Source organism: Microbacterium limosum (genome assembly GCF_036324365.1).
Taxonomy (GTDB): Bacteria; Actinomycetota; Actinomycetes; order Actinomycetales; family Microbacteriaceae; genus Microbacterium; species Microbacterium limosum.
On the sequence record NZ_CP137080.1, the window covers coordinates 1,353,333 to 1,364,882 of the forward strand.

14 protein-coding genes are annotated in these 11,550 nt (G+C 72.8%); 13 read left to right on the plus strand and 1 reads right to left on the minus strand.

Annotated elements, in window-relative coordinates:
* Positions 1-42: 42 nt before the first annotated feature.
* The 5 genes from rpoZ to RYJ27_RS06560 are packed head-to-tail and all read left to right on the plus strand — an operon-like array spanning position 43 to position 5,868.
* A complete protein-coding gene (gene rpoZ, locus RYJ27_RS06540; RefSeq protein ID WP_330171904.1) occupies positions 43-312 on the plus strand; it encodes a DNA-directed RNA polymerase subunit omega in 270 nt (89 codons plus the stop codon).
* 4 nt (positions 313-316) lie between these two features.
* The gene (metK, locus tag RYJ27_RS06545; RefSeq protein ID WP_330171905.1) at positions 317-1,510 is read left to right on the plus strand and encodes a methionine adenosyltransferase; all 1,194 of its coding nucleotides are present in this window, start codon (positions 317-319) and stop codon (positions 1,508-1,510) included.
* 2 nt (positions 1,511-1,512) lie between these two features.
* Positions 1,513-3,570 carry a primosomal protein N' family DNA-binding protein gene (locus RYJ27_RS06550; protein ID WP_330171906.1) on the plus strand — a complete coding sequence of 686 codons (2,058 nt, stop codon included), beginning with the start codon at positions 1,513-1,515 and terminating at the stop codon, positions 3,568-3,570.
* A gap of 10 nt (positions 3,571-3,580) precedes the next feature.
* Positions 3,581-4,501, plus strand: a complete 921-nt coding sequence (gene fmt, locus RYJ27_RS06555; RefSeq protein ID WP_330171907.1) for a methionyl-tRNA formyltransferase — start codon at positions 3,581-3,583, stop codon at positions 4,499-4,501.
* Positions 4,498-5,868, plus strand: a complete 1,371-nt coding sequence (locus RYJ27_RS06560) for an RsmB/NOP family class I SAM-dependent RNA methyltransferase (RefSeq protein WP_330171908.1) — start codon at positions 4,498-4,500, stop codon at positions 5,866-5,868. The genes fmt and RYJ27_RS06560 overlap by 4 nt, the downstream gene beginning before the upstream one ends.
* Positions 5,869-5,889: 21 nt before the next feature.
* On the opposite strand, the gene glsA is transcribed toward RYJ27_RS06560, so the two are convergent.
* The gene (gene glsA, locus RYJ27_RS06565) at positions 5,890-7,056 is read right to left on the minus strand and encodes a glutaminase A (protein ID WP_330171909.1); all 1,167 of its coding nucleotides are present in this window, start codon (positions 7,054-7,056) and stop codon (positions 5,890-5,892) included.
* 34 nt (positions 7,057-7,090) lie between these two features.
* Here glsA and rpe point away from each other — a divergent pair, with 34 nt between their 5' ends.
* From rpe to RYJ27_RS06605, 8 genes are all read left to right on the plus strand, one after another.
* Entirely contained in the window at positions 7,091-7,777 is a 687-nt protein-coding gene (gene rpe, locus RYJ27_RS06570) for a ribulose-phosphate 3-epimerase (protein ID WP_330171910.1), read from the plus strand.
* A 16-nt stretch (positions 7,778-7,793) separates the two neighbouring features.
* The gene (locus RYJ27_RS06575; protein ID WP_330171911.1) at positions 7,794-8,345 is read left to right on the plus strand and encodes a hypothetical protein; all 552 of its coding nucleotides are present in this window, start codon (positions 7,794-7,796) and stop codon (positions 8,343-8,345) included.
* A gap of 38 nt (positions 8,346-8,383) precedes the next feature.
* The gene (locus RYJ27_RS06580) at positions 8,384-8,647 is read left to right on the plus strand and encodes a phosphoribosyl-ATP diphosphatase (protein WP_330171912.1); all 264 of its coding nucleotides are present in this window, start codon (positions 8,384-8,386) and stop codon (positions 8,645-8,647) included.
* Positions 8,648-8,692: 45 nt separating this feature from the next.
* Positions 8,693-9,532 carry an ATP phosphoribosyltransferase gene (hisG, locus tag RYJ27_RS06585; RefSeq protein WP_330171913.1) on the plus strand — a complete coding sequence of 280 codons (840 nt, stop codon included), beginning with the start codon at positions 8,693-8,695 and terminating at the stop codon, positions 9,530-9,532.
* Positions 9,533-9,539: 7 nt separating this feature from the next.
* Complete coding sequence (gene hisF, locus RYJ27_RS06590) at positions 9,540-10,304, plus strand: imidazole glycerol phosphate synthase subunit HisF (RefSeq protein ID WP_330171914.1); 765 nt, start codon at positions 9,540-9,542, stop codon at positions 10,302-10,304.
* Positions 10,301-10,675, plus strand: coding sequence for a phosphoribosyl-AMP cyclohydrolase (hisI, locus tag RYJ27_RS06595; RefSeq protein WP_330171915.1), 375 nt, complete (start codon positions 10,301-10,303; stop codon positions 10,673-10,675). Before hisF ends, hisI begins: the two co-directional genes overlap by 4 nt.
* The gene (locus tag RYJ27_RS06600) at positions 10,672-11,256 is read left to right on the plus strand and encodes a Trp biosynthesis-associated membrane protein (RefSeq protein WP_330171916.1); all 585 of its coding nucleotides are present in this window, start codon (positions 10,672-10,674) and stop codon (positions 11,254-11,256) included. Before hisI ends, RYJ27_RS06600 begins: the two co-directional genes overlap by 4 nt.
* A gap of 63 nt (positions 11,257-11,319) precedes the next feature.
* Complete coding sequence (locus tag RYJ27_RS06605; protein WP_330171917.1) at positions 11,320-11,550, plus strand: DUF6704 family protein; 231 nt, start codon at positions 11,320-11,322, stop codon at positions 11,548-11,550.

Below are 11,550 nucleotides of genomic sequence, written 5' to 3' on the forward strand. Positions count from 1 at the left end.
CGGAGCACTCGCGTCCGGACCCCCGATCGAGAGGATTCCGCCATGGCCGGAACGAACCAGGGCATCATCGAGCCCCCCATCGAGTCCCTTCTCAACAAGGTCGACGCGAACGGCGAGCCGATCTCGAAGTATCAGCTGGTGATCTTCGCGGCGCGCCGCGCCCGGCAGATCAACGACTACTACTCCGACCTGCACGAGGGGAACCTCTTCGACAACGTCGGCCCGCTGGTCGACTCCTCCGTCGAGGACAAGCCCCTCACGATCGCGCTGCACGAGATCGCCGAGGACAAGCTGCGCCTGCGCTCCGCCTGATCCGGTGAGTGCTCTGCGGCTGTTCACGTCGGAGTCTGTCACCGAGGGGCATCCCGACAAGATCTGCGACCAGATCTCCGACAGCATCCTGGACGCGATCCTGACCGAGGATCCGCACGGTCGAGTGGCCGTCGAGACCCTCGTCACGACGGGTCTGGTGCACGTCGCGGGAGAGGTGTCGACCTCCGCCTATGTGGAGATCCCCGCGATCGTGCGCGATGTCGTGAACCGCATCGGTTACACCTCGAGCGAGACGGGCTTCGACGGCGACTCGTGCGGTGTCAGCGTCTCCATCGGCGCGCAGTCGTCCGACATCGCGGCGGGCGTCAACAAGGCGTTCGAGCAGCGCGAGCAGCGCTCGGTCGATCCGCACGACGAGCAGGGCGCGGGCGACCAGGGCATCATGTTCGGCTTCGCCACCGCCGAGACGCCCCAGTACATGCCGATGGCGAGCTGGATCGCGCACCGCATGGCGGAGCGGCTGGCCGACACGCGGCGCGACGGCAGGCTCCCCTTCCTCCGCCCCGACGGCAAGACCCAGGTGACGCTGGGCTTCGACGGCCACACTCCCAAGACCGTGGAGTCCGTCGTGCTCTCGACGCAGCACCACCCCGACATCAGCCAGGAAGACCTCCGCCGCGCCGTGCGCCGGGAGGTCATCGATCCGGTGCTCGCGGAAAGCGGGCTCGACCTGCCCGATGTCAGCTACTACATCAACCCCGCCGGCCCGTTCCTCGTCGGCGGTCCCAAGGGGGATGCGGGCCTGACCGGCCGCAAGATCATCATCGACACCTACGGGGGAGCGGCCCGCCACGGCGGCGGGGCCTTCAGCGGCAAGGACCCGTCGAAGGTCGACCGCTCCGCGGCCTACGCGATGCGGTGGGTCGCGAAGAACGCCGTAGCCGCGGGGCTCGCCGAGCGCCTCGAGGTGCAGGTGGCCTACGCGATCGGCAAGGCGCGCCCGGTCGGGATCTACGTGGAGACCTTCGGCACGGGCACGGTGTCGGACGAGGCCATCACCGCGGCCATCCGCGAGGTGTTCGACCTGCGCCCCGCCGCGATCATCGAGGACCTCGATCTGCTGCGGCCCATCTACGCGCGTACGGCCTCCTACGGTCACTTCGGCCGCGAGCTGGACGAGTTCACCTGGGAGCGGCTCGACCGCGTCGACGACCTGCGCGCCGCCGCCGGGATCTGAGCGTGGGCGGCCGCGCCGTCGCTCGCGTGCTGCTGGACTCGCCGCTGCCGCAGCTGGATCGCCTCTTCGATTACGCGATCCCCGATGCGATGGACGAGGAGATCGTCCCCGGCATCCGGGTCAGGGTTCCGCTGCGCACCGCCGGACGCATCGTCGATGCGTACGTCGTGGAGCGGGGCGAGGCGGTCGACCCCGACCGGCCGCTGTCGGAGATCGATACCGTCGTGTCCTCGGTCCGAGTCCTTCCCCCGTCGCTGTACGCGCTCGCCCGCCGGGTCGCCGACCGTGCCGCCGGATCAGCCTCCGACATCCTTCGACTGGTGATCCCGAAGCGCCAGGTGCGCGTCGAGAAGGCGTGGGTCGCCCGCCGGGATGCCGAGGCGCAGGCGGTGTCCGGCCCGCCCGCGGATGCCGAGGCCGCGGGCGACGCCGCACCCGTCACCGGATCGGCGTCCTCCGCGCCGGGCACCGAATGGGCCCGGGCCGTGCTCGAGACGTATCCCGCGCTGACCGCGGCGCTGGACGCCGACAAACGCGTCGCGCTCGACGCCCCCGCCAGGCCGGCGCGCACCCACGCCCAATCGGGGAGTGGCGCGTGGGCCGTGCTGCTCGCGGCCGCCGCGGCGCACACCCTCGCGGGGGGACGCAGCGCCGTCGTCGTCGTGCCCGACCACCGGGACCTCGACCAGATCGAGCGGGCGCTGGAGGGACTCGTTCCGCCGCAGGACCTGGTGCGGGACGACGCGGCCCGACCGGCCGCGGATCGCTACCGCGGGTATCTGAGGATCCTCGAGCGCCGGCCCGTCGTCGTGATCGGGAACCGCTCGAGCGTCTATTCGCCCGTGCACCGCCCGGGCCTCGTCGCGGTGTGGGACGACGGCGACCCCCTGCTCGACGAACCGCTCGCCCCCTACGTGCACGCCCGCGACGCGGCGCTCGTGCGCCAGGGCCTCGACGGGGGCGCGTTGCTGCTGGCGGGCCACACGCGCACGAGCGACGTCGAACGGCTCGTGCGGATCGGCTGGGTGGAGGAGGCCGCGCCGAAGCGCAAGTACGCCCCCCGCGTCATCCTGAGCGCGACGCGCGAGGGGGAGCGTCCCGGCGCCCGCATTCCCTCGGCGGCGTTCGCCGCGGCCCGAGAGGCCCTCGAGAGCGGGCCCGTGCTGGTGCAGGTGGCGAGGCCGGGCTACGCGCCGTCGCTGGTCTGCGGCGACTGCCGGCGACCCGCCCGGTGCGTCCACTGCGCCGGCCCGCTCCACGCGCCGCGCAAGGACGCCCCACCCGTCTGCCGGTGGTGCGGGCGCACCGCGATGGCCTGGCGATGCGCATCCTGCGACGGCACGACACTGCGGCTCGCCTCCTCCGGCAGCACCCGCACGGCCGACGAGCTCGGTCGCGCATTCCCCGGTACCCGCGTCATCGTCGCGGACGGGACCCACCCCATCCGCTCCGTCGCGGCGGCGCCCGCGCTCGTCATCGCGACGCGCGGCGCGGAACCCGAGGCGGAGGGCGGGTATCGAGCCGTGCTCCTGCTGGACGGCGAGCGGATGCTGATGGCCGAGTCGCTGCGCATCGCCGAGGACTGTCTGCGCTGGTGGTCGAACGCCGCGGCCCTCGCAGCCCCCGGCGCGCCCGTTCACCTGGTCGGCGTCGCGGGGCGGATCGCCCGGGCGCTCGCGACGTGGACGCAGCCCGCCTTCGCCGCCGCGGAGCTCGAGGAGCGAGCGCCCCTGCGGATGCCGCCGACGGCGCGTGTCGCAGCGGTCGAGGGAGAGCCCACGGCTGTGGAGAAGGCCCTGTCGGACCTGCGTGCTCACGTCCCGCTCGCCGCCGACGCCATCCTCGGCCCCGTCGACGTGCCGCCGGGGGAGCGTGAGCGGGGAGCCCCGCCGAGGGCCCGTGCGATCGTGCGGTTCGACTACGCGCACGGCGCGGACGTCGCCCGCGCGCTGCGCGCGTCCGTCGTCGCCGCCTCCGTCCGGGGTCGACGTTCGCCGCGAGGCGCGGCACCCCGCAATACACTCAGAGTGCGGGTCGACGTGCCCGATCCCGAACTGTAGGAAAGGAACGATGCGCATCGTCTTCGCGGGCACCCCCGCACCCGCCGTTCCCTCGCTGCGCGTCCTCGCGGCATCCGATCATGAGATCGCCGCCGTGGTGACGCGCCCCGACGCCCCTCTCGGCCGCAGGCGCACGCTCACCCCCTCGCCGATCGCCGTCGCAGCGGAGGAGCTGGGGCTGCCCGTCGTGCGGGCCGCCTCGCTCGATGCGGACGCGGGCCGGCGCATCACGGCGCTGCGGCCCGAGCTCGGCGTCATCGTCGCCTACGGCGGCCTCGTGCGCGAACCGCTGCTGAGCGCTCCCGAACACGGCTGGATCAACCTGCACTTCTCGCTCCTGCCGCGGTGGCGGGGGGCGGCTCCCGTGCAGCACTCCCTGATCGCCGGCGACTCCCTGACGGGCGTCAGCGTCTTCCGGCTCGTCGCCGAGCTCGACGCCGGCGAGGTGCTCGGCATGCGCGAGTACGCGGTGGGTCCCCGGGCCGTCGCGGGAGACGTCCTGGAGGACCTGTCGGGCCTCGGGGCGGAGCTGTTGCGGGATGTCGTCGCCGACATCGCCGACGGACGCGCGCAGGCCGTGCCGCAGGAGGGCACCCCCACCTACGCGCCGAAGCTGACGCTCGACGACGCGCGCGTGCGATGGGGCGAGGATGCCGCGGCCGTGCTGTCCCGCGTGCGGGGCACGACGCCCGAGCCGGGCGCGTTCACCACCGTCAACGGGCAGCGCCTGAAGATCCTGGGCGTGCGGGAGCACACTGCCGATGTGTCTCTGCCGCCGGGGGAGTTCGCCGCGGTCGGGCGCGAGGTGCTGGTGGGCACGGGCACGCACGCGATCGTGGTCGAGCAGGTCCAGCCCGCGGGCAAGGGCGCGATGTCGGCCGGCGACTGGTGGCGGGGCCTGCGGTTGCCCGTCCTGCGGGCCGACTCGTGAAGGTCCAGCCCTCCCGCCGGGTCGCCTTCGACGTCATCCGTGCCGTGTCGGAGTCCGACGCGTACGCCAACCTCCTGCTGCCGGCGGCGATCTCCCGCGCCGCGCTGAACACCGCCGATGCGGCCCTCGCGACGGAGCTGACCTACGGGACCCTGCGTCGATGCGGGTACTACGACGCGGTCATCGAGGTGGCGGCCTCCCGTTCCGTGGAGCGCATCGACCCGCCCGTGCTCGACGCGTTGCGGCTGAGCGCGCACCAGATCCTCTCGACGAGGGTCGCGTCGCACGCCGCCGTGAACGAGGGCGTCGAGCTCGTCCGCGCGCACGCCGGTCGTGCCGCGACGGGGTTCGCCAACGGCGTGCTGCGGGCGATCTCCCGGGAGGACCCCGGCACATGGCGGGCCCGGGTGCTGGAGAGGGCCCGCAACAACGCCGAACGACTCGGGCTCGACCACGCGCATCCCGCGTGGATCGTGCGGGCCCTCCACCGGGCGCTTGCCGCGGAGGGGCGTGAAGGCGAGCTGGAAGCGCTCCTCGCCGCCGACAACGTCTCGCCGACGGTGACGATGGCGGCTCTGCCGGGGCTTGCGGAACCGCCCGAGCGGGCTCGGCGCACCGCGGCCTCTCCCGTCGGTTTCCGCGTCGGCGGCGGCGACCCCGAGCCGCTGATGACCGCGTCGAACGGCCTCCTCCGCGTGCAGGACGAGGGCTCGCAGCTGGCCGCCCTGGCGCTCTCGCGTGCGATGCCCGTGCGCGCGGGCGAGCGGTGGCTGGATCTGTGCGCGGGACCGGGCGGCAAGACGGCGCTGCTCGGCGCCGAGGCGCTGGCCGGCGGGGCGAGCCTCGAGGCGAACGAACCGGTCCCCGCCCGGGCGGGCCTCGTGCGCCGCGCGGTGGCGGGGCTGCCGACCGAGGTGCCGGTGTCGGAGGAGGACGGACGGGACCGCGCCGCCGCGGCGGCGGGGCTGTACGACCGCGTGCTCGTGGACGCCCCCTGCACGGGGCTCGGGGCGCTGCGCCGGCGTCCCGAGGCGCGCTGGCGCAAACAGCCCGCCGATGTCGCGGAGCTCTCCGCGCTGCAGGAGGAGCTCTTCGACGCGGGCGTGCGGGCGCTGGCGCCCGGCGGCATCCTCGCCTACGTCACGTGCTCTCCGCACCTCGCCGAGACGACCGCGATCGTCACGGAGGGGGCGCGCAGGGCGAGCGGCGCCATCGAGGCGCTCGACACCCGAGGCATCCTCGGCGGCATCTCGCGCGTGCCCCTCGACCTGGGGGACGCCCCCGCGGGTCCCGGTCCGGCGCAGCTGTGGCCGCACCGTCACGGGACCGACGCGATGTTCATCGCCCTCTTCCGGCGCGTGGCATAGTCCTCGAACCGGGAACCGGGGTCAGTCGATCAGCCGCAGCCGGTCGCCGTCCTGCGCCAGCTGCACGCGCAGCACCTCGAGTGCGGCGGGATGCGCTCGCCCCAGGGCCCGTGCGTCGATGCGGAGATGCTCCGCCGATCCCTCCGTGAGATCGCGCAGCACGGCGAGCACGCGCTCGGAACCGCTGAAGGCCAGCTCGCCGCCGAGGTGCACCAGGATGCCCTCGTGGTCGCGTTCGACACGGATGCCGGGGTCGGCGATGCTCTCATGGGGTTCGAACACGTGCATGCCGAACTCGTGCGAGAGGCGCTCGAGGATGCGGATGCCGCGCACGCTGTTCCCATGGGGATCCAGGCGCGGACTGAAGCTCGCGACGCCGAACTGCGAGGGCGCGACGGCGAGAAGGTCTCCGCTGACCCCGCTCTTGGCCGGCATCCCCACCCGGAGGAGCCACTCGCCCGAGAAGTCGTACATCCCGCAGCTGGCCATGACGGACACGACATCCCGCGCGACCGCCTCGCGCACGACCCGTTCCCCGGTGACGGGGTTGACGCCGCCGAACGCGAGGGTTCCCGCCATGACGGCGAGGTCGTGCACGGTGACGCGCACCGAGCACTGGCGGAAATAGGCCTCCACGACGGTGTCCACGTCGCCGTCGATCACATTGTGCGAGCGCAGCAGATGGGCCAGCGCCCGATTGCGATGCCCGGTGTTGGATTCGCCGCGGTACACCTCCTCGTCGATGTCCAGCGGGCGCCCCGCGAAGCGGGAGAGCACCTCGAGCACCTGCGCGGACCGGGCTGCGGCGTCGCCCTCGGCCACGAGCGACGAGGTGGCGATCGCACCCGCGTTGACCATGGGGTTCGCGGGGCGACCCGTGCCCCGCTCGAGGCTGATCGCGTTGAAGGGCTCGCCGCTGGGCTCGACGCCGACGTGGCGCAGCACCTCGTCGCGCCCGAGACGCTCGAGCGCCACCGCAAGCACGAAGGGCTTCGAGACGGATTGGATCGTGAAGAGATGCTCGGAGTCGCCGACGGCCGTGACACGGCCGCGCGGTCCGACGACGGCGAACGCGAGCCGATCGGGCTCTGCGGCAGCCAGCGCGGGGATGTAGTCGGCGACGGCGCCGTCATCGTCAGGGCGCACCTCGGCGAGGACGGACTCGAGCATGGAGCGGATGGGATCCACGGAGCCGACCCTATCGGCTCGCGATAATGGGGGAGTGCGCCCTCTCCACGATCTTCCCGCCGCCCCCCGAGTCAACCCCAGCATCCTCGCCGCTGACTTCGTCAACATGCAGGCCGAGCTCGCGCGCATCGCGGGGGCCGACTTCGTCCACGTCGACGTCATGGACAATCACTTCGTCCCGAACCTCACGTTCGGGCCGCAGATGGTCGGCCGCATCCAGGAGACCAGCCCGGTGCCCCTCGACGTCCACCTCATGATCGACGCACCCGAGCGGTGGGCGCCGGAGTACGCCGAGCTCGGCGCCGCGTCGGTGACCTTCCACCTCGAGGCCGCGGCGGATCCGGTGGCACTGGCGCGCCGCCTGCGGGAGATCGGGGCGCGCGCCGGCGTCGCGGTCAAACCCGCGACGCCGCTCGAGAACCTCTACGACGTGCTCGACGAGTTCGATCAGATCCTCGTCATGACGGTCGAACCCGGGTTCGGGGGGCAGTCGTTCATGCCCGAGACGATGCCCAAGCTCGCCCGGCTCGCCGACGAGGCCCGCCGGCGCGGTTCGTCGGTGTGGCTCCAGGTCGACGGCGGGATCTCGGCCTCGACGATCGAGATCGCGGCCGAAGCGGGGGCCGACACGTTCGTCGCCGGATCCGCCGTCTTCGGCGCCGCCGACCCGGACCGCGCGATCAGCGAGCTGCGCCGCTCGGCCGCACGGCACGCGCACTGATCGCTACCCTCGAGCCATGACCGAGAGCCCTGATCCCGCGCCCCCCGCCCGCGCCGCGCGGATCGCCGCCGCCGCGAAGCGCCCCGCCCGCGGGCTCGTCGACGCCTACAGCGGCGAGCACGGCGTGTACGGAGTCGTGCTCGTGACGGCGCTCATCGCCGTCGCCGCCGACGAGGAGACCGACCTCGATGTCATCGCCTTCGTCGTCGGCACCACGGTCGTGTTCTGGCTGGCGCATCTCTACGCCGCCGCGGTGGCGAGCCGTTCGCCCCGGCACGGTCGGGGGGAGAGCCTCGGAGCAGCTCTCCGGCACGGGGCGAAGCACTCCTCCGGGATGCTCCTGGCGATGCTCATCCCCTCGCTGCTGCTCGGTCTCGGGGCGGCGGGGATCCTCGACGAGGACACCGCATACCTGATCGCTCTCGCCAGCGGGGTCGTGCTGCTGGCGCTGATCGGCTACGCCAATGCAGCCCGGAACGGATCGCGGTGGCCGTGGCGGCTGCTCGGCATCCTCGCCACGACGAGCCTGGGGCTGGTGGTCATCGCGCTGAGCGTGCTCGCGCACTAGGGCGCGGATGCGCCGCTGCGAGCCGGTACCCTGGCTGGGTGAAGACTTTCGACGAGCTGTTCGCCGAACTCGCGGACAAGGCCTCCGAGCGGCCCGCGGGATCGGGAACGGTCGCGGCGCTCGACGCCGGCGTGCACGCGATCGGCAAGAAGATCGTCGAGGAAGCCGCCGAGGTGTGGATGGCCGCGGAGTACGAGTCGCAGGAGGAGGCGGCGGAGGAGATCTCCCAGCTGCTCTACCACCTGCAGGTTCTCATGCTCGCCAAGGGGCTGACCCCGGCCGACGTCTACCGACATCTCTGACCGATCCCCGGTCCGACAGCCCCGATCCGAAAGCCCCGCACCCCCATGCTGCGTATTGCCGTGCCCAACAAGGGCTCGCTCGCCGACACCGCCGCCGACATGCTGCGCGAGGCCGGTTACACCGGTCGCCGTGACAGCAAGGACCTGCACGTCATCGACCCCCAGAACGACGTCGAGTTCTTCTATCTGCGCCCGCGCGACATCGCCACGTACGTCGGCTCCGGAGCCCTCGACGTCGGCATCACGGGACGCGACCTGCTGCGCGACGTGCGCGGGCGCGCCCGCGAGATCGAGGCGCTCGGATTCGGCGACTCCACTTTCCGCTTCGCCGGGCCTCCCGGACGCTTCACCCAGCTGTCCGATCTCGAGGGCCTGCGGGTCGCCTCGGCGTACCCGGGCCTCGTGGACGGGTTCCTCGACGACCACGGCGTGGCCGTGGACCTCGTCCCGCTCGACGGCGCGGTGGAGTCCGCGGTGCGCCTCGGCGTCGCGGATGCCGTGGCCGATGTCGTCTCGACCGGCACGACGCTGCGGCAGGCGGGCCTGGAGATCTTCGGTCCCGTCATCCTCGAGTCCGAGGCCGTCGTCATCCAGGGACCGCACGAGGCCGCGGGGACAGAGACGCTGCTGCGCCGCCTTCGCGGCGTGATGGTCGCACGCCGGTACGTGCTCGTCGACTACGACCTGCCCGCGGCGCTCGTCGACCGTGCGGTCGCGGTGGCCCCGGGCATCGAGTCGCCGACGATCTCCCCGCTGCGCGACCCGGAGTGGGTGGCGGTGCGGGTGATGGTCCCGCGCAAGGGCGTGAACGGCGTGATGGACGAGCTCTACGCGATCGGCGCGCGCGCGATTCTGGTCACCGCGATCCACGCTGCGAGGCTGTGAGCCCGCGATGAGCCTGGTGTGCCGCGTCATCCCGTGTCTCGACGTCAATGCCGGGCGCGTGGTCAAGGGCGTGAACTTCGAGAACCTCCGCGACATGGGCGATCCGGTCGAGCTCGCGAAGCTGTACTACGAGCAGGGCGCCGACGAGATCACGTTCCTGGACGTCACGGCGACGGTCGATGCGCGCGCCACGACGTACGAGGTGGTGACCCGCACCGCCGAGCAGGTCTTCATCCCGCTCACCGTCGGGGGAGGGGTGCGCAGCACGGCGGACGTCTCCCGCCTGCTGGCGTGCGGAGCCGACAAGATCGGGGTGAACTCCGCCGCCATCGCCCGGCCCGCGCTGCTCGACGAGATCGCCGACCGGTTCGGCGCGCAGGTGCTCGTGCTCTCGCTCGATGTGAAGAGGTCGGCGCTGACGGACTCGGGCTTCGTCGTGACCACCCACGGCGGCCGCACCGAGACGACCCTCGACGCCCTCGAGTGGGCGCGGGAGGCGACCGAGCGCGGCGCGGGCGAGCTGCTGGTCAACTCGATCGACGCCGACGGCACGAAGGAGGGCTTCGACCTCGAGCTCGTCCGTCTCATGCGCGAGGTCTCGAGCGTGCCCGTCATCGCGTCGGGGGGCGCCGGCGCCGCGTCGCACTTCGCGCCCGCCATCCGAGCGGGAGCGGACGCCGTGCTCGCGGCGAGCGTGTTCCACTCCGGTCAGCTGACCGTGGGCGACGTGAAGAACGCCATGACCGCCGAGGGGATCGAGGTGCGCGCATGAGCGCTGCGGAGTCCACGAGCGAGATCGAGGAGAAGATCGGCCGCGTCGTCTTCACCGCCGACGGTCTCGCCCCCGCCATCATCCAGCAGCACGACACCGGCGAGGTGCTCATGCTGGCGTGGATGGATGCCGAGGCCCTGCGCCGTACGCTGACGACCGGCCGGGTCACCTACTGGTCCCGCTCGCGACAGGAGTACTGGCGCAAGGGCGACACCTCGGGCAACATCCAGCTCGTGCGAGGCGCGCGGCTCGACTGCGACGGCGACGCCCTCCTGATCAGCGTCGAGCAGATCGGGCCCGCCTGCCACACGGGAACCCGCACGTGCTTCGACGCCGACGACCTCGACCCCGTGCAGGCGGCGCCCGCGTGAGGCGCGCGCGCCTGCTCGCCGTCCTCGTCACGCTCGGGGCGGGTGCCCTGCTGCTGGTCTCGTCAACGCAGACGTGGTTCGCCGTGGTGCTCCGGGACTCGCCCGATCAGGCGCTCGAGGTGGCCGGCTCGTCCGCCGTCCCCGTGCTCGCCCCGCTGGCGCTGGCCACCCTCGCGGTTGGGGCGGCGGCGTCGCTGGCCGGCCGCGTGCTGGGCACGATCTTCGGCGCGATCGACATCGCCATCGCCGCGGCCGTCACCGCGCTGGTGCTGCCCCCCGTGCTCGGCTCGTGGCAGGCGGCGATCTCGGCGACGGTGACGGAGGCGACCGGCATCGCCGGGGCGGAGGGGATCGCGGGGCTCGTCTCGTCGGTGACCCCCACGGCGTGGCCGTGGCTCTCCCTCGTCTTCGCGGCGGTGCTCGCGGGGGCGGGTGTTCTCGCGCTCGTGTCGGCACGGGCGTGGACCTCGTCCGGGCGGCGCTATCGCACGGATGCCGCCGCCGCCCCGCACTCGGCGGGGCCGCTGGATGCGGTCGACTCGTGGGACGAGCTCAGCCACGGCGAGGATCCCACCCGCTGACCGTTTCCGCCTGCCCCGGGGGCGCCCGGTAGACTGGTCGCCGCACCCGATCGAAGGAGTCCCATGAGCCACGACATCGCCGAGCCCGGTCACGGACACTCGCCCGCCGCCTGGACCGCCGTCGTCATCATGCTCCTGGCCGTCGCGATCGGCACGACGGCGTACTACTTCGACCTGCCGTGGCTCGTGTGGGCCTCGGCGGGCCTGCTCGTCGTCGGCGCGATCGTCGGCTGGATCATGGCGAGGATCGGCTACGGCGTGGGCGGCGCGAAGTACACCTCGAAGGGACACTGA

Excerpts from the sequence above, each read along its gene's own strand:
- rpoZ (WP_330171904.1), top strand. The coding sequence starts at position 43 with ATGGCCGGAACGAACCAGGGCATCATCGAGCCCCCCATCGAGTCCCTT.
- fmt (WP_330171907.1), top strand. The coding sequence starts at position 3,581 with ATGCGCATCGTCTTCGCGGGCACCCCCGCACCCGCCGTTCCCTCGCTG.
- RYJ27_RS06575 (WP_330171911.1), top strand. The coding sequence starts at position 7,794 with ATGACCGAGAGCCCTGATCCCGCGCCCCCCGCCCGCGCCGCGCGGATC.
- hisG (WP_330171913.1), top strand. The coding sequence starts at position 8,693 with ATGCTGCGTATTGCCGTGCCCAACAAGGGCTCGCTCGCCGACACCGCC.
- hisF (WP_330171914.1), top strand. The coding sequence starts at position 9,540 with ATGAGCCTGGTGTGCCGCGTCATCCCGTGTCTCGACGTCAATGCCGGG.
- hisI (WP_330171915.1), top strand. The coding sequence starts at position 10,301 with ATGAGCGCTGCGGAGTCCACGAGCGAGATCGAGGAGAAGATCGGCCGC.
- RYJ27_RS06605 (WP_330171917.1), top strand. The coding sequence starts at position 11,320 with ATGAGCCACGACATCGCCGAGCCCGGTCACGGACACTCGCCCGCCGCC.